The organism is Streptomyces sp. NBC_00670, assembly GCF_036226765.1.
Classification (GTDB): Bacteria; Actinomycetota; Actinomycetes; order Streptomycetales; family Streptomycetaceae; genus Streptomyces.
Map to the genome: position 1 here is coordinate 4,607,111 of NZ_CP109017.1, position 20,655 is coordinate 4,627,765.

Annotated in this window: 20 protein-coding genes; 12 read left to right on the forward strand and 8 right to left on the reverse strand. The window is 72.3% G+C overall.

Annotated features, from left to right (window positions below):
* The first annotated feature begins 24 nt into the window (after nucleotides 1-24).
* A complete protein-coding gene (locus tag OIE12_RS20530; protein ID WP_329137389.1) occupies nucleotides 25-1,485 on the forward strand; it encodes an NAD(P)H-quinone dehydrogenase in 1,461 nt (486 codons plus the stop codon).
* Nucleotides 1,486-1,595: 110 nt separating this feature from the next.
* Complete coding sequence (locus OIE12_RS20535; protein WP_329137391.1) at nucleotides 1,596-2,546, forward strand: DeoR/GlpR family DNA-binding transcription regulator; 951 nt, start codon at nucleotides 1,596-1,598, stop codon at nucleotides 2,544-2,546.
* Nucleotides 2,547-2,968: 422 nt separating this feature from the next.
* On the opposite strand, the gene OIE12_RS20540 is transcribed toward OIE12_RS20535, so the two are convergent.
* Nucleotides 2,969-4,741 carry an acetyl/propionyl/methylcrotonyl-CoA carboxylase subunit alpha gene (locus OIE12_RS20540; RefSeq protein WP_329137393.1) on the reverse strand — a complete coding sequence of 591 codons (1,773 nt, stop codon included), beginning with the start codon at nucleotides 4,739-4,741 and terminating at the stop codon, nucleotides 2,969-2,971.
* A gap of 358 nt (nucleotides 4,742-5,099) precedes the next feature.
* Between OIE12_RS20540 and OIE12_RS20545 the strand changes: the two genes are divergently transcribed.
* Entirely contained in the window at nucleotides 5,100-5,618 is a 519-nt protein-coding gene (locus tag OIE12_RS20545; RefSeq protein WP_329137395.1) for a hypothetical protein, read from the forward strand.
* On the opposite strand, the gene OIE12_RS20550 is transcribed toward OIE12_RS20545, so the two are convergent.
* The 4 genes from OIE12_RS20550 to OIE12_RS20565 all read right to left on the reverse strand — a co-directional run bounded on the left by OIE12_RS20550 (nucleotide 5,581) and on the right by OIE12_RS20565 (nucleotide 8,320).
* The gene (locus OIE12_RS20550; protein ID WP_329137397.1) at nucleotides 5,581-6,210 is read right to left on the reverse strand and encodes a nucleoside triphosphate pyrophosphatase; all 630 of its coding nucleotides are present in this window, start codon (nucleotides 6,208-6,210) and stop codon (nucleotides 5,581-5,583) included. The two genes, OIE12_RS20545 and OIE12_RS20550, sit on opposite strands and share 38 nt — an antisense overlap.
* Nucleotides 6,211-6,259: 49 nt before the next feature.
* Nucleotides 6,260-6,388, reverse strand: a complete 129-nt coding sequence (mmpB, locus tag OIE12_RS20555; RefSeq protein WP_267881984.1) for a morphogenic membrane protein MmpB — start codon at nucleotides 6,386-6,388, stop codon at nucleotides 6,260-6,262.
* A 102-nt stretch (nucleotides 6,389-6,490) separates the two neighbouring features.
* Complete coding sequence (locus OIE12_RS20560) at nucleotides 6,491-6,700, reverse strand: acyl-CoA carboxylase epsilon subunit (protein WP_329137400.1); 210 nt, start codon at nucleotides 6,698-6,700, stop codon at nucleotides 6,491-6,493.
* Between the two features lie 18 nt (nucleotides 6,701-6,718).
* On the reverse strand, nucleotides 6,719-8,320 hold the full coding sequence (locus OIE12_RS20565; protein WP_329137402.1) for an acyl-CoA carboxylase subunit beta: 1,602 nt from the start codon (nucleotides 8,318-8,320) through the stop codon (nucleotides 6,719-6,721).
* Nucleotides 8,321-8,529: 209 nt separating this feature from the next.
* Here OIE12_RS20565 and OIE12_RS20570 point away from each other — a divergent pair, with 209 nt between their 5' ends.
* From OIE12_RS20570 to hutH, 5 genes are all read left to right on the forward strand, one after another.
* Nucleotides 8,530-9,402 (forward strand): biotin--[acetyl-CoA-carboxylase] ligase, encoded by an 873-nt coding sequence (locus OIE12_RS20570; protein ID WP_329137404.1) that lies wholly within the window; start codon nucleotides 8,530-8,532, stop codon nucleotides 9,400-9,402.
* Nucleotides 9,403-9,499: 97 nt separating this feature from the next.
* Nucleotides 9,500-10,732, forward strand: coding sequence for an adenylate/guanylate cyclase domain-containing protein (locus OIE12_RS20575; protein WP_329137407.1), 1,233 nt, complete (start codon nucleotides 9,500-9,502; stop codon nucleotides 10,730-10,732).
* Between the two features lie 277 nt (nucleotides 10,733-11,009).
* Complete coding sequence (locus tag OIE12_RS20580; RefSeq protein ID WP_329137409.1) at nucleotides 11,010-11,825, forward strand: enoyl-CoA hydratase/isomerase family protein; 816 nt, start codon at nucleotides 11,010-11,012, stop codon at nucleotides 11,823-11,825.
* An 84-nt stretch (nucleotides 11,826-11,909) separates the two neighbouring features.
* The gene (locus tag OIE12_RS20585) at nucleotides 11,910-13,058 is read left to right on the forward strand and encodes a GGDEF domain-containing protein (protein WP_329137411.1); all 1,149 of its coding nucleotides are present in this window, start codon (nucleotides 11,910-11,912) and stop codon (nucleotides 13,056-13,058) included.
* A gap of 179 nt (nucleotides 13,059-13,237) precedes the next feature.
* Nucleotides 13,238-14,776 (forward strand): histidine ammonia-lyase, encoded by a 1,539-nt coding sequence (gene hutH, locus OIE12_RS20590; protein ID WP_329142098.1) that lies wholly within the window; start codon nucleotides 13,238-13,240, stop codon nucleotides 14,774-14,776.
* 88 nt (nucleotides 14,777-14,864) lie between these two features.
* On the opposite strand, the gene OIE12_RS20595 is transcribed toward hutH, so the two are convergent.
* A complete protein-coding gene (locus OIE12_RS20595; protein ID WP_329137413.1) occupies nucleotides 14,865-15,281 on the reverse strand; it encodes an LPXTG cell wall anchor domain-containing protein in 417 nt (138 codons plus the stop codon).
* Nucleotides 15,282-15,691: 410 nt separating this feature from the next.
* Here OIE12_RS20595 and OIE12_RS20600 point away from each other — a divergent pair, with 410 nt between their 5' ends.
* From OIE12_RS20600 to OIE12_RS20615, 4 genes are all read left to right on the forward strand, one after another.
* Nucleotides 15,692-16,942 (forward strand): L,D-transpeptidase, encoded by a 1,251-nt coding sequence (locus OIE12_RS20600; protein ID WP_329137415.1) that lies wholly within the window; start codon nucleotides 15,692-15,694, stop codon nucleotides 16,940-16,942.
* Between the two features lie 343 nt (nucleotides 16,943-17,285).
* Complete coding sequence (locus tag OIE12_RS20605) at nucleotides 17,286-17,522, forward strand: hypothetical protein (protein ID WP_329137418.1); 237 nt, start codon at nucleotides 17,286-17,288, stop codon at nucleotides 17,520-17,522.
* A 177-nt stretch (nucleotides 17,523-17,699) separates the two neighbouring features.
* Complete coding sequence (locus tag OIE12_RS20610) at nucleotides 17,700-19,196, forward strand: ABC transporter permease (protein WP_329137419.1); 1,497 nt, start codon at nucleotides 17,700-17,702, stop codon at nucleotides 19,194-19,196.
* Between the two features lie 35 nt (nucleotides 19,197-19,231).
* The gene (locus OIE12_RS20615) at nucleotides 19,232-19,915 is read left to right on the forward strand and encodes an ABC transporter ATP-binding protein (protein WP_329137421.1); all 684 of its coding nucleotides are present in this window, start codon (nucleotides 19,232-19,234) and stop codon (nucleotides 19,913-19,915) included.
* Here OIE12_RS20615 and OIE12_RS20620 read toward each other — a convergent pair.
* Both OIE12_RS20620 and OIE12_RS20625 read right to left on the reverse strand, forming a co-directional pair.
* A complete protein-coding gene (locus tag OIE12_RS20620) occupies nucleotides 19,887-20,318 on the reverse strand; it encodes an ATP-binding protein (RefSeq protein WP_329137423.1) in 432 nt (143 codons plus the stop codon). The genes OIE12_RS20615 and OIE12_RS20620 overlap by 29 nt on opposite strands.
* Nucleotides 20,315-20,572 (reverse strand): hypothetical protein, encoded by a 258-nt coding sequence (locus OIE12_RS20625; RefSeq protein ID WP_329137425.1) that lies wholly within the window; start codon nucleotides 20,570-20,572, stop codon nucleotides 20,315-20,317. Before OIE12_RS20625 ends, OIE12_RS20620 begins: the two co-directional genes overlap by 4 nt.
* Nucleotides 20,573-20,655: the final 83 nt, after the last annotated feature.

Below are 20,655 nucleotides of genomic sequence, written 5' to 3' on the forward strand. Positions count from 1 at the left end.
AAGCATCTTGAAGCGTGCGGGACAATGGAGTACGTGACTCGGATCGTGATCATTGGTGGCGGACCCGGCGGATACGAAGCGGCGCTGGTGGCCGCGCAGCTCGGCGCGGAGGTGACCGTCGTCGACTGCGACGGCCTGGGCGGCGCGTCGGTGCTGACCGACTGCGTGCCCTCGAAGACCCTCATCGCCACCGCCGAGGTGATGACCACCTTCGACTCCTCCTACGAGGAGCTCGGCATCATCGTCGCCGACGACACCCCGCCCCTGGAGCAGGCCGCCCGCGTGGTCGGGGTCGACCTGGGCAAGGTCAACCGACGGGTCAAGCGGCTCGCGCTCGCCCAGTCGCACGACATCACCGCCTCCGTGACCCGGGCCGGCGCCCGGGTGGTGCGCGGGCGCGGCCGGCTGGAGGGCATGCAGGCCGTCGACGGCTCGCGCACGGTCGTCGTCCGGGCCGCCGACGGCAGCGAGGAGCGGCTCACCGCCGACGCCGTCCTCATCGCCACCGGCGGTCACCCGCGCGAGCTGCCCGACGCGCAGCCCGACGGCGAGCGCATCCTGAACTGGACCCAGGTCTACGACCTCGACGAGCTGCCCGAGGAGCTCATCGTGGTCGGCTCCGGCGTCACCGGTGCCGAGTTCGCCGGTGCCTACCAGGCGCTCGGCTCCAAGGTCACCCTGGTCTCCTCGCGCGACCGGGTGCTGCCCGGCGAGGACCCGGACGCCGCCGCCGTCCTGGAGGACGTCTTCCGGCGCCGCGGCATGAACGTCATGGCCCGCTCCCGTGCCCAGTCCGCCAAGCGGGTCGGCGACCGGGTCGAGGTCACGCTCGCCGACGGCCGGGTCATCACCGGTTCGCACTGTCTGATGGCGGTCGGCGCCATCCCGAACAGCGCGGGCATGGGCCTGGAGGAGGCCGGCGTCCAGCTGCGCGACTCCGGGCACATCCGCACCGACCGCGTCTCGCGCACGACGGCGCCGGGTGTGTACGCCGCCGGTGACGTCACCGGCGTCTTCGCGCTCGCCTCGGTGGCGGCGATGCAGGGCCGCATCGCGATGTACCACTTCCTCGGCGACGCCGTGGCCCCGCTCAACCTCAAGACCGTCTCGGCCAACGTCTTCACCGACCCCGAGATCGCCACCGTCGGCTACTCGCAGGCCGACGTCGACGCCGGGAAGATCGACGCCCGCGTCGTCAAGCTGCCGCTGCTGCGCAACCCGCGCGCCAAGATGCAGGGCATCCGGGACGGCTTCGTCAAGATCTTCTGCCGCCCGGGCACCGAGATCGTGGTCGGCGGTGTGGTCGTCGCACCGCGCGCCTCGGAACTGATCCACCCCATCTCGATCGCGGTCGACAACAACCTGACGGTCGAACAGATCGCGAACGCGTTCACCGTGTACCCGTCCCTGTCGGGTTCGATCGCCGAGGTCGCCCGCCAGCTCCACACCCGCAAGGCGACCGGAGAGACGACCGGCGGGGCGTGAGACCCCGCCGGGAAGCGCGTATACCACTTGTGACCCCCCTGTGCGAACAACTTCTGTTATTCGGCGCAAACTGCTGAAAGCAGGCGGTCGTTGGGGTTACTGTCAGTTTCGTGTTCGCTGCAGAACGTCGCCAATTGATCCTCGAAATGGTGCGCGCGAACGGGGCCGTGTCGCTCCGTGAGCTCGCCCGCGTCGTCCAGACCTCCGAAGTGACCGTACGGCGGGACGTGCGCGCGCTGGAGGCAGAAGGACTCCTCGACCGCCGGCACGGCGGTGCGGTACTGCCGGGCGGGTTCACGCGGGAGTCCGGCTTTCCGCAGAAATCCCATCTCGCGACCGCCGAGAAGACGGCCATCGCCGATCTCGCCGCGAGCCTCGTCGAAGAGGGCGAGGCGATCGTGGTCGGTGCGGGCACCACCACGCAGGAGCTGGCCCGTCGGCTCGCCCGGGTGCCGGGGCTGACGGTCGTCACCAACTCCCTGCTGGTGGCGCAGGCCCTCGCGCACGCCAACCGGGTGGAGGTCGTGATGACCGGCGGCACCCTGCGCGGCTCCAACTACGCGCTGGTCGGGTCGGGGGCGGAACAGTCCTTGCAGGGGCTGCGGGTCTCCCGGGCGTTCCTCTCCGGCGCCGGGCTCACCGCCGAGCGGGGGCTCTCCACGTCCAACATGCTCTCCGCGTCGGTCGACCGGGCGTTGGTGCAGGCGGCGGCGGAGGTGGTCGTCCTGGCGGACCACACGAAGCTGGGCACGGACACGATGTTCCAGACCGTGCCGACGGATCTGATCACCCGGCTCGTGACCGACGAGCCGCCCGCACACGACGACCGTGCGGGCGGGGAATTGCAGGCGCTGGCCGACCAGGGCGTGCAGATCGCGGTGGCCGGGGCGGGGGGTGGCGAGACGGGTCCCGCCGGGGGCCGGCAGGCGCGGCGGGACGTCGGCCTGCCGGGGCCGAGACGGCAGGGTCCGACGGCCCCGCAGCTCCGCAGCGCACCGGTCCTCGGCGACCCCCCGGGCGGCGACCGCCCGGCCCGAGTCGCCGACCTCCGCCGCCGCTGACGCCGCCGTGCGGCTCGTTTGAGGGGTAGGGGTGCGTGGGGGTGGGTTCCCGGCCGCGGGCGCGATGTTGCTGATCGCGCAGTTCCCCGCGCCCCTGAAAGAGGGGGCGTGCCCTGGGTTGTCGTGTGCGGGTGCGCTGTGGTTGCTCGCGCAGTTCCCCGCGCCCCTGGGTTGGCTGGGGTGACCCGGAGGGTGGGGGGCGCGGCCCCGAGCCCTCTCGGGGGTCCAGGGGGCGGAGCCCCTTGCGTCTTTCGGGGGTGCAGGGGGCGGAGCCCCCGCTGGGGTGGTGGGGCTGAGCCCCGCCTTTCATCCCACTCCACCCCCACCCCCCCCCGGGGTCAAAGGGGCGGAGCCCCTTGAGGATGGGACGGGCAGGGGCGGCGGGGGCGAGGAAAACGCCCCGCCACCCCCGGAGGGAACCGTCAGTCCTTGATCTCGCAGAGGGGCGCGCCCGACGTCACGCTCGCGCCCACCTCCGCACCGAGCCCCTTCACCGTGCCCGCCTTGTGGGCATTGATCGGCTGCTCCATCTTCATCGCCTCCAGGACGACGATCAGATCGCCCTCCTTGACCTCCTGGCCCTCCTCGACCGCGATCTTGACGATCGTCCCCTGCATGGGAGAGGCCAGCGTGTCGCCCGAGGCCACGGGACCCGACTTCTTCGCGGCCCGCCGCTTCGGCTTCGCGCCCGCCGCCAGCCCCGTCCGCGCCAGCGTCATCCCCAACGACGCCGGCAACGACACCTCCAGCCGCTTGCCGCCGACCTCGACGACCACCGTCTCGCGGCCCGACTCCTCGTCACCCTCCGCATCCGCGACCGCGGAGAACGGCTTGATCTCGTTGACGAACTCCGTCTCGATCCACCGCGTGTGCACGGTGAACGGATCGGCGGACCCGGTCAGCTCCGGCCCGAAGGCGGGGTCGCGGACCACCGCGCGGTGGAACGGGATGGCCGTGGCCATGCCCTCCACCTGGAACTCGTCCAGGGCACGGGCCGCCCGCTGCAACGCCTCCGCCCGCGTACGCCCCGTCACGATCAGCTTCGCCAGCAGCGAGTCCCACGCCGGACCGATGACCGACCCGGCCTCGACGCCCGCGTCCAGCCGGACACCCGGCCCCGACGGCGGGTCGAACCGCGTCACGGTCCCCGGCGCGGGCAGGAAGCCCCGGCCCGGGTCCTCGCCGTTGATGCGGAACTCGAAGGAGTGCCCGCGCAGCGGCGGGTCGTCGTAGCCGAGCTTCTCGCCGTCGGCGATGCGGAACATCTCGCGCACGAGGTCGATCCCGGAGACCTCCTCGGTCACCGGGTGCTCGACCTGGAGCCGCGTGTTGACCTCCAGGAAGGAGATCGTGCCGTCCGCCCCGACGAGGAACTCCACGGTGCCGGCGCCGACGTACCCGGCCTCCTTCAGGATGGCCTTGGAGGCGGAGTACAGCTGGTCCATCTGCTCCTTGGAGAGGAACGGCGCCGGGGCCTCCTCCACCAGCTTCTGGTGCCGGCGCTGCAGCGAGCAGTCACGCGTGGAGACGACGACCACGTTGCCGTGGGAGTCGGCCAGGCACTGCGTCTCCACGTGCCGGGGCTTGTCCAGGTACCGCTCGACGAAGCACTCGCCGCGCCCGAACGCGGCCACGGCCTCGCGCACCGCAGAGTCGTACAGCTCGGGCACCTCGTCCAGGGTGCGTGCCACCTTCAGACCGCGCCCGCCGCCGCCGAACGCGGCCTTGATCGCGATGGGCAGGCCGTGCTCCTCGGCGAAGGCCACGACCTCCTCCGCGCCGGACACCGGGTCCGGCGTGCCGGCCACCAGCGGGGCGCCGGCGCGCTGCGCGATGTGCCGGGCGGCGACCTTGTCGCCGAGGTCGCGGATGGCGTGCGGGGGCGGGCCGATCCAGATCAGGCCCGCGTCCAGGACCGCCTGGGCGAACTCCGCGTTCTCGGAGAGGAAGCCGTATCCGGGGTGAACGGCGTCCGCGCCGGAGTCCGCGGCGGCCTGGAGCACCTTGGCGATGTCCAGGTAGCTGGTGGCCGGGGTGTCCCCGCCCAGGGCGAACGCCTCGTCGGCGACGCGCACGTGCACCGCGTCCCGGTCCGGTTCCGCGTAGACCGCCACGCTGGCGATGCCGGCGTCGCGGCAGGCCCGGGCGACACGGACAGCGATTTCGCCACGGTTGGCGATCAACACCTTGCGCACGATGGCTCCCTCTCCTTGAAACAAGCCGAGTTTAGGGACTGCCGACACGACGTTTCGACCCGTGCCCATTGGTGAGCTTGCCCACACGGAGCGTGAGTCGGGGCTCACTCGACCGGCGAAACCCCTTGTCGCACCGGAGTACGCGGGGGCCCTCCCGGAAACCCTAGCCCTCCGGTGTGGTCAAGGTCTCTGTGCGGCCGTGCTGCGGCCGGTCGTGTTTCTTTGTGGAGTCCCTACTAATGGCCCAATGATTCTTTGCCCCTGCCGCACCCCTTGTCCCAACCCTTACCCGTGAGTAGCGTGCCCGATGTCCGGTACGTACTCGTGGTAACGCGGGGGAAGGCGGGGGTGGGGCGGAGTGCTGCGCAGACCGGTGGCGCTGGTGACGGCGGTCGTGCTCTTCTGCGAGGCGGTGGGCGTCGCGCTGCTCAACTGGACCCTGGGCACGCTCGTGGACCACCAGCACATGTCCCTCGCCGGCCTCGACCCGGACAAGATGTCCGCGTCGTCGAAGATCGGCGGCCTGGTCTTCGGCCTCTACTTCGTGCTGTGCGGCATCGCCGCGCTGGCGGTCTGCGTACGCAACCGCCCGTCCGCCGGGCTCGGCCGCGTACTGCTGATCAGCGCGGCCGTGGTGCACGCGGTGCTGGGCGCGTTCGCGGTGGGACTGATCGGGTGGCGGGCGTTCGCCTACCTGATGGTCGTCTTCGCGCTGATCGTGCTCACGCTGATGACGTACGACCGGGCGCAGGAGCAGCCGCGTCCCGCCGCGACGGACGCCCCGGGGCCCCCGGACCCCTCGGCGGGGCCGGCGGGACAGCCCGCCGACCCCGGACCCGTCAGCGCTCCTGGACCGGGGGCGCCCACAACTCCGTGATGCTCACGCCCAGTTCCGCCAGCAGCCGGCGGAGCAGCGGCAGACTGAGCCCGATGACGTTGCCGTGGTCGCCCTCGATGCCGTCGATGAACGGCGCCGAGCGGCCGTCCAGCGTGAACGCGCCCGCGACGTGCAGCGGCTCCCCGGAGGCGACGTAGGCGGCGATCTCGTCGTCCGTCGGCTCCCCGAAGCGGACCACGGTGGACGCGGTCGCCGAGACGTGCCGGCCGGTCGCGGTGTCCCACACGCAGTGGCCCGTCTGCAGCGTGCCGGCCCGGCCGCGCATCGCCTTCCAGCGGGCCGTGGCCTCCTCGGCGTCGGCGGGCTTGCCGAGCGCCCGGCCGTCCAGGTCCAGTACCGAGTCGCAGCCGACCACGAGCGCGCCGCGCACGTCCGGGCGGGCCGCCACGACGGACGCCTTCGCCTCGGCGAGGGCGAGCGCCAGCTCGGCGGGGGTGGGGGCGGTGAAGGGGTCCTCGTCCACTCCGCTGACGACGACCTCCGGAGCGAGCCCCGCCTGACGGAGCAGGCCGAGGCGGGCGGGGGACTGGGAGGCGAGCACGAGGCGGCGGGGCGGCGACTGATCGGTCATGCGGGTCAGGGTATTGCGCCCCGCCCGCCGCGTGCGCGGCCGGCCGTGCCTACAGGATGCCCAGCACGAGCATGGCCAGGACCATGGCCAGGGCCAGGACGACGCCGAGGCGGCGCAGCATGGCCTGCGCGCCGCGCAGTTCCTCGGGCGGCTCGTTCTCGGGGTCGGACCACAGCATGTCTTCGAGGGTGCGACCGGCCGGTCGGTCCGCGCCTGAGTACGGGTACTCAACTTCCCGGGCGGCCGCGGCGGCAGCGTCGGCCGCCCGGGAAGCGGGGCGTCAGCCCGGCCAGTACGTACGGCTCCAGGCCGTCGGGCCCGGCTGCGGCAGGCGCCGCGCCGCGAGGCGGGACGGGTCGGACCAGGCGGCGCGCGGGGCGGGCGCGGCGGGCGGCTCGGCACCGGCCGCGGCGGCCCGGGCGCGGACCACCGCGAGGGCGGCGGCGAGCTCCTCGGGGGTCGGGTTGCCCCGTACGACTTTGATCGTCACAGCGGCTCCTTCCAGTTGCTACAGCGGGATGTTGCCGTGCTTCTTCGGGGGGAGGGACTCGCGCTTGGTGCGCAGCTGGCGCAGGCCGCGGACGAGGTGGGCGCGGGTGTCGGAGGGCATGATCACGGCGTCGACGTAGCCGCGTTCGGCGGCGACGTAGGGGTTGAGGAGGGTGTCCTCGTACTCCTGGATCAGCCGGGCCCGGGTCGCCTCGGCGTCGTCGGCGGCGGCGATGGTGCGCCGGTGCAGGATGTTGACGGCGCCCTGGGCGCCCATGACGGCGATCTGGGCGGTGGGCCAGGCCAGGTTCAGGTCGGCGCCCAGGTGTTTGGAGCCCATGACGTCGTAGGCGCCGCCGAAGGCCTTGCGGGTGATGACGGTGATGAGGGGGACGGTGGCCTCGGCGTAGGCGAAGATCAGCTTGGCGCCGCGGCGGATGATGCCGTCGTGCTCCTGGTCGACGCCGGGCAGGAAGCCGGGGACGTCGACGAAGGTGAGGACGGGGATGTTGAAGGCATCGCAGGTGCGCACGAAGCGGGCGGCCTTCTCGCTCGCCTTGATGTCCAGGCAGCCGGCGAACTGCATGGGCTGGTTGGCGACGATGCCGACGGGCCGGCCCTCGATGCGGCCGTAGCCGGTGACGATGTTCGGCGCGTACAGCGGCTGCGTCTCGAAGAACTCCGCGTCGTCCAGCACGTGTTCGATCACCGTGTGGATGTCGTACGGCTGGTTCGCGGAGTCGGGGACGAGGGTGTCCAGCTCGCGGTCCTCGTCGGTGACGGCGAGGTCGGCCTCCTCGGGGAAGGCCGGGGGCTCGGAGAGGTTGTTCGAGGGGAGGTAGGACAGCAGCTGCTTGATGTACTCGATGGCGTCCTTCTCGTCGCCCGCCATGTGGTGGGCCACGCCGGAGGCCGTGTTGTGGGTGCGGGCGCCACCGAGTTCCTCGAAGCCGACGTCCTCGCCGGTGACGGTCTTGATGACGTCCGGGCCGGTGATGAACATATGGCTGGTCTGGTCGACCATGACCGTGAAGTCGGTGATCGCGGGGGAGTAGACCGCGCCGCCCGCGCACGGGCCGACGATCAGGCTGATCTGCGGGACGACACCGCTCGCGTGGGTGTTGCGGCGGAAAATCTCGCCGTACGCGCCGAGGGAGGCGACGCCTTCCTGGATGCGGGCGCCGCCGGAGTCGTTGATGCCGATGACGGGGCAGCCGGTCTTGAGCGCGAAGTCCATCACCTTGACGATCTTCTGCCCGTAGACCTCGCCGAGGGCGCCGCCGAAGACGGTGAAGTCCTGGGAGAAGACGGCGACCGGACGGCCGTCGACGGTGCCGTAGCCGGTGACCACGCCGTCGCCGTAGGGGCGGTTGTCCTCGAGTCCGAAGTTGGTCGAGCGGTGCCGGGCGAACTCGTCCAGTTCGACGAACGAGTCCTCGTCCAGGAGGAGTTCGATCCGCTCGCGGGCCGTCAGCTTGCCCTTGGCGTGCTGCTTGTCGACGGCGCGTGCCGAACCGGCGTGCGTGGCTTCCTCGATACGGCGCTGCAGATCCGCGAGCTTGCCCGCGGTGGTGTGGATGTCGATCTCTTCGCGCGCCTGGCGCTCTTCCGGCTCGGACATCGGGGATGCGGCTCCCTGCCTGCTCAAGTGGGGACGTGAGGGTGCGATGTGCGGTTCTCGGGTGCTCGTGGACGTTCGGGGACGACGGGGGACGGCGCTGGTCGGTGACGCTCGTGCGAGGGGTGGGCTACTCATCCGTAGCGTAGTGGTGCGCCTACGGGTCGGCAGTGCGGCGTTGGCCACACCCGACGCCGCCTAGGCTGGCCGTCATGACGCCGCGAGACGCTTCCGAGCCGCCGCCCAGCCGCTGGTCCGACCTGGAGCGGCCGCCGCTCAACGCCGGTGCGCTGCGCCGGGCGCTGGTGCGGCCGGGGAGCCTGTGGTCGGAGGTGGAGGTGGCGCAGCGCACCGGGTCCACCAACAGCGACCTGGTCGCCCGCGCGGCGCAGGGCACGGCGGCCGAGGGTGCGGTGCTGGTCGCGGAGGAGCAGAGCGCGGCGCGCGGCCGCCTGGACCGGCGGTGGACGGCTCCCGCCCGGTCCGGCCTCTTCTTCTCCGTCCTGCTCGAACCGGCCGAGGTGCCCGTCGCCCGCTGGGGCTGGCTGCCGCTGCTCACCGGCGTCGCGGTGGCCACCGGGCTGTCCCGCGCGGCGGGCGTCGACACCGCCCTGAAGTGGCCCAACGACCTCCTGGTCACGGTGGGCGGCGCCGAGCGCAAGACCGGCGGCATCCTCGCCGAGCGGGCCGGGGAGCGGGGCGTCGTCGTCGGCATCGGCATCAACGTCACCCTGCGCGCGGACGAGCTCCCCGTCCCCACCGCCGGGTCGCTGGCCCTCGCGGGCGCGTCCGGTACGGACCGCGACCCGTTGCTGCGGGCCGTACTGCGCTCCCTGGAGCAGTGGTACGGCCGCTGGCGGGAGGCCGGCGGGGACGCCGCGGCGAGCGGACTCCAGGAGACGTACGCCGCCGGATGCGCCACCCTGGGCCGTACCGTGCGGGCCGACCTGCCGGGCGACCGGTCGGTCACCGGGGAGGCGGTGGCGGTCGACGGGGACGGACGGCTGGTGATCGCCACGGAGGAAGGGGTACAGGAGCCGGTGGGCGCGGGCGACGTGATCCATCTGCGGCCCGCGCGGGGGTGAAAGCGGGCAGCTCCGTCCGGGAGTGAGCTACCGCACACCTGCCGTAGAGTTGAGCGCGGTCGATACCTGACCGCGACAGATCGGAAGGGCAGCAGGCGTGACCGTCGACGATTCGGGCTCGGGCACGGGCGCACATCCCGCCCCCGACGGTGAACCGGCGCGGGACGACGAGGCCGGTGCGGGCGAGCCGGGCTCCGGCCAGGCGGGGGCGGCACAGGCAGCCGGCGGCGAGGACGACGTAGCCGATGGTGACGCCGCCGGCGACGAGGACGACGAGACGGACCCCCTCGCCCTCCGCCTCGAAGGCCTGATCCTCGGCGCCGAGCGCCGCTACACCCCCTTCCAGGCGGCCCGCAGCGCGGGCGTCTCCATGGAACTGGCCTCCCGCTTCTGGCGGGCCATGGGCTTCGCCGACATCGGCCAGGCCAAGGCGCTCACCGAGGCCGACGTCCTCGCACTGCGACGGCTCGCCGGTCTCGTCGAGGCGGGACTGCTCAGCGAGGCGATGGCCGTGCAGGTCGCCCGGTCCACCGGCCAGACCACCGCCCGGCTGGCCGAGTGGCAGATCGACTCCTTCCTGGAGGACCTCACCGAGCCGCCCGAGCCCGGCATGACCCGCACCGAGGTGACGTACCCGCTGGTGGAGCTGCTCCTGCCGGAGCTGGAGGAATTCCTGGTCTACGTCTGGCGGCGCCAGCTCGCCGCGGCCACCGGGCGGGTCATCCAGGCCACGGACGACGAGGAGATGGTCGACCGCCGCCTCGCCGTAGGCTTCGCCGACCTCGTCGGCTTCACCCGGCTGACCCGGCGGATGGAGGAGGAGGAGCTCGGCGAGCTGGTCGAGGCGTTCGAGACGACCGCGGCGGACCTGGTCGCGGCCAACGGCGGCCGGCTCATCAAGACCCTCGGCGACGAGGTCCTCTACGCGGCCGACGACGCCGGTGTCGCCGCCGAGACGGCCCTGCGGCTGATCGAGACCATGGCGAACGACGAGACCATGCCGGAACTGCGCGTCGGCATAGCGTTCGGCACGGTGACCACCCGGATGGGTGACGTGTTCGGTACGACGGTGAACCTCGCGAGCCGGCTGACGTCGATAGCCCCCAAGGACGCGGTCCTCGTCGACCAGGCGTTCGCCGAGGAACTCATCCGCTCCGGCGAGGCCCCCGCCTCGGAGGCGGAGGCCGCGGAAGCGGCGGCCACAGCGGAAAAAGAGGGCGAGAACCCCCCCACCTACCGCTTCGCCCTCCAGCCCATGTGGCAACGTCCGGTAAGGGGCCTGGGCGTGGTCGAACCCTGGCTCCTGACGCGACGGACGCCCGAGGAGTAGGGGCGCGGGGCTGTATCGGTGTGCGGCTCCGCCGCAGGGCGCGAGGGCAATCGCGCCCCAATAGGGGCGCGGGGAACTGCGCGAGAAGTCCCCACCCACCCGCACCCGACAACGCACCCCCGGGGTCCAAGGGGCGGAGCCCCTTGAAGGGATGGGACGGGTAGGGGCGGCGGGGGCGAAAAAACCTCCACACCCCCCGGCCCCACTTCCGCCGCCCACCCCCCTCCTGCGATGATCGGCCCACCAGCAGTTAACCCACGTTAACCGGGAGGGCGACATGGCGGACACGCCGGAACACACGCACGACGACCGGCGCTACGGCGACCACGTCGTCGTCAAGCGCCACACCCACGTCGCCGAACTCGTCCTCGACCGCCCCAAAGCCATGAACGCCGTCTCGACGGACATGGCCCGCTCCCTCACCGACGCCTGCCACGCCCTCGCGTCGGACCGAACCGTACGGGCGGTCGTCCTCACCTCGACCCACGACCGCGCCTTCTGCGTAGGCGCCGACCTCAAGGAACGCAACGCCCTCACCGACGCCGAACTCCTCGCCCAACGCCCCCTCGCCCGCGCCGCCTACACCGGCGTACTGGACCTCCCCATGCCGACGATCGCCGCGGTCCACGGCTACGCCCTCGGCGGCGGCTTCGAACTCGCGCTCGCCTGCGACGTGATCGTCGCGGACAGCACGGCGGTGGTGGGTCTGCCCGAGGTCTCGGTCGGCGTCATCCCGGGCGGCGGCGGCACGCAACTGCTGCCCCGCCGCGTAGGAGCGGCCCGCGCGGCGGAGCTGGTCTTCTCGGCCCGCCGGGTGGAGGCCCCCGAGGCGAGACAGCTCGGCCTGGTGGACGAGCTGGTCGAGGCGGGCGACGACCGCGAGGCGGCGCTCGCGATGGCCGCCCGGTTCGCCGCGAACTCACCGGTCGGCCTGCGGGCGGCCAAGCGCGCGCTGCGGGTCGGCTGGGGACTGGAGTTCCGGGCGGGCCTGGAGGTGGAGGATGCGGCCTGGCGCACGGTCGCGTTCTCGCCGGACCGCGCGGAGGGAGTGGCGGCGTTCAACGAACGCCGGACCCCACGCTGGAACGATTGAGCGCACCGCAACCCACGCGCCCCCTCACCCCCGTTCGCCGTCCCTAACCTCCCCTCCCGTCCCATTCCTCCCTAACCTGGAGTGATGGGTGAGGACAGACGGTTGCGGGCCGTGGTCGCGCTGGCGCAGGGCATGGCCGCCGCGCCCACCCCCCGCGACGCCTGGCGCGCCGCCGCCCTGCGGGCCTGCGACGCGCTCGCCGGCAGCTTCGCCGCGCTCTCCGTCTGGGAGCGCGACCGCGGCTGCCTGCGCGTCCTGGCGAACGTCGGCGCCCGCGCCGAGGACGAGGAGGAGTTCCCCGAGGACGAGACGTACCCCGTGCACGAGTTCCCGGAGATCACCGAGTTCCTGCACGAGCGCTGGGCCGGCGGCGTCGGCCCGAGCGCCTGGGTGGAGACGGCCGGCGGCCCGGAGGGCGCGTCGGCCACCCGCGCCGGCTACTGCCACCAGCGCGTCGCCGCGCTCCGCCGCCGCGGTCGCGGCGCCTGCGTCGTCGCCCCGGTCGTGCTGCACGGCCGCGCCTGGGGCGAGCTGTACGTGGCGCGGCCGGTGGGCGCCCCCGTCTTCGACCGGGCGGACGCCGACTTCGCGACCGTGCTCGCCTCCGTCGTCGCCGCCGGGATCGCGCAGACCGAGCGGCTGGAGGAGGCCCGTCGGCTGGCCTTCACCGACGCGCTCACCGGGCTGGCCAACCGCCGTGCCGTCGACATGCGGCTGGACGAGGCGCTGGACCGGCACCGGGCCGAGGGCGCCGTCGTCAGCCTCGTCGTCTGCGACCTCAACGGGCTGAAGCAAGTCAACGACACCCGTGGCCACGCGGTCGGCGACCGTCTGCTGGAACGTTTCGGTTCCGTGCTCTCCCTGTGCGGCGCGATGCTCCCGGGCACGCTCGCCGCGCGGCTCGGCGGCGACGAGTTCTGCCTGCTCGCGGTCGGGCCGCCCGGCGACGAGGTGGTCCGCGCGGCCGACGAACTGTGCCGGCGCGCGGCCGAGCTCGAACTGGGGGACGGGGTGGCGTGCGGCGTCGCCTCCACGGACGACCCCATCGGACCGGTCCGCTCGGGCCGCCGCCTCTTCCGCCTCGCCGACGCCGCGCAGTACCGGGCGAAGGCCCTCCGGGCGGGCAAGCCGGTGGTGGCAGGACGCGAAGGCGCCAACGACCCGGTCGTCCGCCTCGCGGACGCACGCCCGGAAGGCGCGGAGCGCCGCACGTTCCGCGGCCGCTTGCCGTGACGCATTAGGGGCGCGGGGAACTGCGCCCTACGGAGCGAAGCTCCGTAGGGGGGTCCGGGGGCGCAGCCCCCGAGGTCGGGACGGGAAGGGGCGGCGGGGGCGAAAAACCTCACAGAACCCCCCACCCACCCCCACCCGTGACACCGCGGAATTCACTGCGTACGCTCCTGAATATGGATATGCAAACCGTGGTGGTGGGCACCACCACAGTCACCGCGTCCGACGTCCTCGCCGTCGCCCGCGACGGCGCCCGCATCGAGCTCAACGACGACGCCCGCACGGCCCTCGCCGCCGCCCGCCGCACCGTCGACGCACTCGCCGCCAAGCCCGACCCCGTCTACGGGGTCAGCACCGGCTTCGGCGCCCTCGCCACCCGGCACATCGGCGCGGACCTGCGCACCCAGCTCCAGCGCAACATCGTCCGCTCGCACGCCGCCGGCATGGGCCCCCGCGTCGAGCGTGAGGTCGTCCGCGCGCTGATGTTCCTGCGGCTGAAGACCGTCTGCTCCGGGCACACCGGCGTGCGCCCCGAGGTCGCGCAGACCATGGCCGACATCCTGAACGCCGGCATCACCCCGGTCGTCCACGAGTACGGCTCCCTCGGCTGCTCCGGCGACCTCGCGCCGCTCTCGCACTGCGCGCTCACCCTCATGGGGGAGGGCGAGGCCGAGGGCCCCGACGGCGTCGTACGCCCCGCGGCCGAACTCCTCGCCGCGCACGGCATCGCCCCCGTCGAGCTGCGCGAGAAGGAGGGGCTCGCCCTCCTCAACGGCACCGACGGCATGCTCGGCATGCTGCTCATGGCCCTCGCCGACCTCGACACCCTCTACAAGACCGCCGACGTCACCGCCGCCCTCAGCCTGGAGGCCCTGCTCGGCACCGAGAAGGTGCTCGCCCCCGAGCTGCACGCCATCCGCCCGCACCCCGGGCAGGCCGCCAGCGCCGCCAACATGCTCGCCGTGCTCAAGGGCTCCGGCCTCACCGGGCACCACCAGGACGACGCGCCCCGGGTGCAGGACGCGTACTCCGTGCGCTGCGCGCCCCAGGTCGCGGGCGCCGGCCGGGACACCCTCGCGCACGCCCGCCTCGTCGCCGAGCGCGAGCTGGCCGCCGCCGTCGACAACCCGGTGGTGCTGCCCGACGGACGGGTGGAGTCCAACGGGAACTTCCACGGCGCGCCGGTCGCGTACGTCCTGGACTTCCTCGCCATCGCCGCCGCCGACCTCGCCTCCATCGCCGAGCGCCGCACCGACCGGCTGCTCGACAAGAACCGCAGCCACGGGCTCCCGCCGTTCCTCGCGGACGACCCCGGCGTCGACTCCGGGCTGATGATCGCCCAGTACACGCAGGCCGCCCTGGTCAGCGAGTTGAAGCGGCTCGCGGTGCCGGCCTCCGTCGACTCGATCCCGTCCTCCGCGATGCAGGAGGACCACGTCTCGATGGGCTGGTCGGCGGCGCGCAAGCTGCGGACGGCGGTCGGCAACCTCGCCCGCGTCCTGGCGGTCGAGCTGTACGCGGCCACGCGCGCGATCGAGCTGCGCGAGGGGCTGACCCCGGCACCGGCGAGCCGTGCGGCGATCGACGCGGCCCGCGCGGCCGGCGTCGGCGGCCCGGGCCCCGACCGCCACCTCGCCCCCGACCTGGCGGCGGCGGACGCCTTCGTCCGCGAGGGCGGCGTCGTCGCGGCCGTCGAGACCGTCACCGGGCCGCTCGCCTAGCCCCCCGATCGAGCGACGCGCACGGAAGTGCGCGAGGGGGTGCGGGAGCGTACGGAAGCGTGTGGAGGGCGCGGGAGCGCGCGGGACGTCAGTACGCCGCCGTGCGCTCCCGTCGTACCGAGTACGCCACGAAGCCCGCGCCCAGGCCGAGCAGGAGCGTGCCGCCGACGACGTACGGGGTGGTGTCGATGCTGCCGGTGTCGGCGAGCCGGGTGCCGGCCGGACCCTCCAGGGTCTGCGTGGCCGTCCCCCCGCCCGTCCCCGCGGTCGTCTCCGAGGCGGTGTCCGCGGCCCGTGCGGCCGTGTGTTCCGTGGTCGCCGCCGTGTCCGTGGAGGTTCTCGCGACCGCCGAGGAGTCCGTCATCGTCGACGTCGACTCCTGGGACACGTCCTGCGACGCGTTCGCGGACGGGACGAACCAGAGGGCCGCGAGCATGGTCCCCGCGGCGGTGGCGGTCAGCAACGACCGGCGTGCGGTGGACGACGATCGGCGTGCGGCGGACACGAAATATCGATCCCCTTGTGGCGCTTGCGAATTGGCCGTGTGGGCAGATGTTAGTGACAGGCGTGGGCCGTGGGAAAGTCACGGTCCCCCGACGACCGGTGCAAGGCGGTTTCACGCCACCCCGCGCGTGCCCCGCACGCCGCCCCCGTGCGCACCCCGGTGCGCCGCTCCGGCGGCCGGGCGGGGATGATTGACCCCCGGGATCGGGAACCGGAACCGGGATCCACGCGTCTGAGGGATTGCTCCCTGGCGTCCCTCGGCACGCGGTGACCTCCGTGCGCCGGCCGCCCGGCGTGGTGTGCCTAACACGTCCGGGGCCTGTGGATGGGGACGGACCGGTCGTAGCGTTGAAGGTTCTGACGGGGATCTCGGGGTTTTTTGGGGATTCGGCAACGATGGAGAAGCGTGTGATGACGGACGGTAAGCGGCGCAAGGGTCTCGTGGCCGCGTCCGCACTGCTGGGTGGCGTGCTGGTGCTCACCGGGTGCAGCGGTGGCGACTCCGACGCCGGGGGAGGCGACGGCGACTCCACCTCACAGGCGAAGGCCGACGAGGCGGCCGCGCAGAAGGCGTCCGAGGCGGACATCGCGATCACGCCGAAGGACGGTTCCGACAACGCGTCCATCAACAACGCCGCCAAGGTGACGGTCGCCAAGGGCACGCTGACCGACGTGACCATGACCACGGCCTCCGGCACCGCCGTCTCCGGCCAGATATCGGCCGACAAGAAGAGCTGGGCGCCCAGTGGCCAGCTCGAGCGGGCCACCACCTACAAGGTCGCGGTGACCGCGAAGGACTCCAAGGGCCGCGCCGCCCACGAGAACGCGTCGTTCACCACCGTCTCGCAGGCGCACTCCTTCATCGGCAACTTCACGCCGGACAACGGCACCACGGTCGGCGTCGGCATGCCCGTGTCGATCAACTTCGACAAGGCCATCACCAACAAGTCGGCCGTCCAGAAGGGCATCACCGTCTCCTCCAGCACCGGTCAGGAGGTCGTCGGCCACTGGTTCAACGCCAACCGCATCGACTTCCGCCCCGAGAAGTACTGGACGGAGAACTCCACGGTCACCCTCAAGCTCGCGCTCGACGGGGTGGAGGGCGCGAACGGCGTCTACGGCGTCCAGCAGAAGACGGTGACGTTCAAGATCGGCCGCAACCAGGTCTCCTACGTCGACGCGCAGACCAAGCAGATGAAGGTCACGCAGGACGGCAAGACCATCAAGACCATCCCGATCTCCGCCGGTTCGCCCGACAACAAGACGTACGAGGGCCAGATGGTGATCTCCGAGAAGTTCAAGGAGACCCGGATGAACGGCGCCACGGTCGGCTTCACGGACGACGACGGCAAGGGCGAGTACGACATCAAGGACGTGCCGCACGCCATGCGGCTGAGCAGCTCCGGCACGTTCATCCACGGCAACTACTGGGGCGCCAAGTCCATCTTCGGTTCCGTGAACACCAGCCACGGCTGCGTCGGCCTGTCCGACACCAAGGGCGCCAACGACTCCAGCACGCCGGCCGCCTGGTTCTACAACAACTCCCTCATCGGTGACGTGGTCGTCGTCCAGAACACCGGCGACAAGACCATCGCCCCGGACAACGGCCTCAACGGCTGGAACATGAGCTGGGCCGACTGGAAGGCCGGCTCGGCCGTCTGACCCGCCCCCGGCGAACCCCACGGCGCCGCCGCCTCCCGTACCGCACGGGGAGCGGCGGCGCCGTCGTCGTACCGTGCGGATCGCGGCGTCGTCGTCGGGATCGCGGCGGCGGCGCCGTCGTGGTCCCGTGGGCCGTGCGGGGTTCATCCGGCCGCGAGGAAGCGATCGGACTCCGTTCACCCCCGCTCCACGTCACCTGCGGATACGCGCCAGACGCGGGGCATTTTCAGCCCATGATCGTCCGAGGCGATCAACGCGGGCCGATCTCTCCCTAGCATCGCCTGCGCAGTCGCTCTTCCCGTCCCACCAGTTCATCCGTGACGCGCGTTCAGGAGTGTTCTCGATGCTCAAGAAGTTCTTCGTGTCCGCGGCCCTCGCCGCCACCGTCGCCGCGGGAGGCATCGGCCTCGGCGCCGGTACGGCCTCCGCCGCCTCCTTCGTCCCCGGCGGTGTCTACCCGTCGCTCGACGCCTGCGCCGCCGCGGGCAACGCGGGCTTCCCGCAGGGCCGTTGGGTCGGCTGGCGCTGCGAGTCGCTGGGCGGCGGCCAGTACCTGCTCTGGGTCCAGCCGACGTACTGACAGGTGTCACCGGCGGTGGAATGCGAACGCCGCATTCCACCGCCGGTCCCTTTCCCGACGCGGAACCGGGCGCCGGACGGCCCCCGCACAGCTCAACTCCCCTCCGCGCACAGGCTTCTCATCGTTCTCTTATGCCGGGCTTATGGCTTCATCACGGGGCGTCCCTACCTTGCGGCCATGTTCTTCACCTACCTGAGGCGCGAGTTGCGCCGCCGCAGAAAGGCGGCCCTGGTCGTCGCCTCCGGGCTCGCCCTGGGCATAGCCCTGGTCATCGTCGTCAGCTCCGTCTCGTCCGGGATGGGCAAGGCCCAGGACAAGGTCCTTCAGTCGCTGTACGGCCTGGGCACCGACATGACCGTCACCAAGGCCGCCGCCGCGCAGAGTTCGGACGGCGCACAGCGGCCTCGCTTCAACTTCGACGCCAAGGGCAGCGACTCCGACGAGGAGCAGAGCAGCGACCGCGTGATGGTGCAGGGCTTCCAGACCCTGGCGAGCTCCACGGTGGGCAAGGTCGACGCGCAGAGCGGCGTCTCCGACGCGGTCGGGGGACTGAGCCTCCAGGTCATCAAGGTCAGCGGCCAGTTCCGCCAGGGCCAGTTCAAGCAGGACCAGAGCGGCGGCAACCAGCAGGGCGGCGGCGGCTTCCCGGGCGGCGGCAACGGCGGGAACAGCGGCCAGCCACAGGGCCGCGTCGAGGGCGGCGGCGCCGACTTCGACGTCAACAACTACTCGGTCTACGGCACCGACGTCACCGAGCCGGCGCTCGGCCCGCTCACCTCCTCGAAGATCACCAAGGGCCGTACGTTCAAGACCTCGGAGACGAACGCCAAGGTCGTCGTCGCCGACAAGTCCTACGCCAAGGAGAAGAAGCTCGCCGTCGGTGACACCGTCACCATCAAGAGCGTCAAGTTCGAGGTCATCGGCATCGCCACCCCCGACAGCGGGGACGCGGCCGCCAACCTCTACATCCCGCTGAAGCAGGCCCAGACGCTCAGCGACTCGAAGAACAAGGTCACCACGATCTACGTCAAGGCGACCGACTCGCAGAAGATCGACTCGGTCAAGTCGGCGATCCAGAAGAACATCTCGGGGACCACGGTCACCACCTCCGCCGACCTCGCCGACACCGTCTCCGGCTCCCTGTCCACCGCCTCCGACCTGGCCACCAGCGTCGGCAAGTGGCTGTCCATCGCGGTGCTCGTGGCCGCGTTCCTGGTCGCCGGACTGCTCACCTCCTCCGCCGTCTCCCGGCGCGTGCGCGAGTTCGGCACGCTCAAGGCGCTCGGCTGGAGGTCCGGCCGTGTCACCCGCCAGGTGGTCGGCGAGGCCATGGTCAACGGACTGGTCGGCGGCGCCCTCGGCATCGCGCTCGGCCTCGTCGGCGCGTACGTCGTCACCGCGATCAGCCCCACCCTCCAGGCACAGCTCGGCGGCGGCTCGGGCGGGGGCGGCGGCTTCGGCGGCGGTCCCGGCGGGGGCGGTGGAGGCATGGGCGGTCCGGGGCGGCAGCAGGCCGCGAAGTCCCTGGAGGTCGCGCTCACCGCGCCGGTCAGCCTCACCACCATCGCCATCGCGGTCGGCCTCGCCGTGGCCGGCGGGCTGATCGCCGGTGCGTTCGGCGGCTGGCGGGCGTCCCGCCTGCGCCCGGCGGACGCACTGCGCCGCGTCGAGTAGTTCCCCACCGGCATGAACTCCAGGAGCTGACCACCATGTACACACTCAGTGGCGTCACCAAGCGCTACACACGGGGCAAGGACGTCGTCAACGCCCTCGACGGCGTCGACCTCACCATCGGCGACGGCGACCGGCTCGTCATCCAGGGTCCCACCGGCGGCGGCAAGTCGACGCTGCTGCAGATGCTCGGCGGCCTCGACAAGCCGACCTCCGGCAGCATCGAACTCGACGGCACGGACCTCGCCCGCCTCTCGGAGGCCAAGCTCACGAAGGTGCGCAGCGAGAACATCGGCTTCGTCTTCCAGAGCTTCAACCTGATCCCCACGCTCACGGCCCAGGAGAACGTCGAGACGGCGCTCGTCCCGCTCGGCGTGAAGGTCAGGGAGCGCCGCGAACGGGCCGCCGAGGCGCTCGCCTCGGTCGGCCTCGGCGAACGCCTCGGCCACCTCCCCGGCGAGATGTCCGGCGGCCAGCAGCAGCGCGTGGCCATCGCCCGCGCGCTGGTCAAGAAGCCGAAGGTGCTCCTCGCCGACGAACCCACGGGCAACCTGGACGAGTCCACGCGCGACGAGATCATGGACGTCCTGGAAACCCTCTGGAAGGAACACGGCCTGACGTTCGTGATGGTCACCCACGACTCGTCCCTGGCGAAGAAGGCGCCGCGCCTGGTGACGATCAGGAAGGGGAAGATCACGGTGAAGGAGAACGCGAAGGCGTAACGGCGACGGGGAGGCCGGGCAGGGCGGGAGCGGCGTGCCCGGCCTGCCCGGTCTCTCCCGCCACCTCGCACCACACGGTCTTGTGGTCCGTCCCCGGCTCCACTCCCCACCGCAGTGCGAGCGAGTCGAGCACGGCGAGCCCCCGTCCGGACTCGTCCGCGAGGGAGGCCCGCAGCAGGACGGGCAGCGCCCGCGGGTTGGGGTCGGTGACCTCGACGCGGATGGGACCGTACGGCGTCCTGACCACCCGTACGGTCACGGGGGTGCCCTCACCGACGTGGTCGACGACGTTGGTCAACAGCTCGGTGACACACAGCTGGACGTCGAAGCCGTGGTGACGGAGGAGCCGGCGCACCTCGGGCACGGCCTCCGACGTGGCGAGCAGCCGCAGTTCGAGGCTCACCGCTCCACCGCCTTCCGCAGGACGGCGGTCAGCGCGCGGGCCGTGGCGGTGTTGCAGTTCCCGAGCGCGACGAGCCCGGCGGGCGGCGCGTACGCGCCCGCGTAGCTCAGCAGCTCCACGCCCAGCGAGGGAAACGTGAGCCCGTGCAGGGCGAGGGCGGCGCGAAGCTCCTCCGCGCAGCGGGGGACGTCGTCGTGGACGGCGGACCGACGGCTGGGACGGGCGGGACGGGTGACCGGCGAACGGTCGGACATGAGCGGACACCTCTCTGTGATGAACCGCTCACACTGTGACGCCGGACGCTCTACCGTAAAAGGGGTATCGGGTACGCGGCCCG

Bases quoted from the DNA above. Each gene is read 5' to 3' on its own strand.
- OIE12_RS20585 (WP_329137411.1), top strand. From the start codon at position 11,910: ATGGGTGAGGACAGACGGTTGCGGGCCGTGGTCGCGCTGGCGCAGGGC.
- OIE12_RS20565 (WP_329137402.1), bottom strand. From the start codon at position 8,320: ATGTCCGAGCCGGAAGAGCGCCAGGCGCGCGAAGAGATCGACATCCAC.
- hutH (WP_329142098.1), top strand. From the start codon at position 13,238: ATGCAAACCGTGGTGGTGGGCACCACCACAGTCACCGCGTCCGACGTC.
- OIE12_RS20615 (WP_329137421.1), top strand. From the start codon at position 19,232: ATGTACACACTCAGTGGCGTCACCAAGCGCTACACACGGGGCAAGGAC.
- OIE12_RS20550 (WP_329137397.1), bottom strand. From the start codon at position 6,210: ATGACCGATCAGTCGCCGCCCCGCCGCCTCGTGCTCGCCTCCCAGTCC.
- OIE12_RS20580 (WP_329137409.1), top strand. From the start codon at position 11,010: ATGGCGGACACGCCGGAACACACGCACGACGACCGGCGCTACGGCGAC.
- OIE12_RS20625 (WP_329137425.1), bottom strand. From the start codon at position 20,572: ATGTCCGACCGTTCGCCGGTCACCCGTCCCGCCCGTCCCAGCCGTCGG.
- OIE12_RS20610 (WP_329137419.1), top strand. From the start codon at position 17,700: ATGTTCTTCACCTACCTGAGGCGCGAGTTGCGCCGCCGCAGAAAGGCG.
- mmpB (WP_267881984.1), bottom strand. From the start codon at position 6,388: ATGCTGTGGTCCGACCCCGAGAACGAGCCGCCCGAGGAACTGCGCGGC.
- OIE12_RS20570 (WP_329137404.1), top strand. From the start codon at position 8,530: ATGACGCCGCGAGACGCTTCCGAGCCGCCGCCCAGCCGCTGGTCCGAC.
- OIE12_RS20605 (WP_329137418.1), top strand. From the start codon at position 17,286: ATGCTCAAGAAGTTCTTCGTGTCCGCGGCCCTCGCCGCCACCGTCGCC.
- OIE12_RS20530 (WP_329137389.1), top strand. From the start codon at position 25: ATGGAGTACGTGACTCGGATCGTGATCATTGGTGGCGGACCCGGCGGA.
- OIE12_RS20600 (WP_329137415.1), top strand. From the start codon at position 15,692: ATGACGGACGGTAAGCGGCGCAAGGGTCTCGTGGCCGCGTCCGCACTG.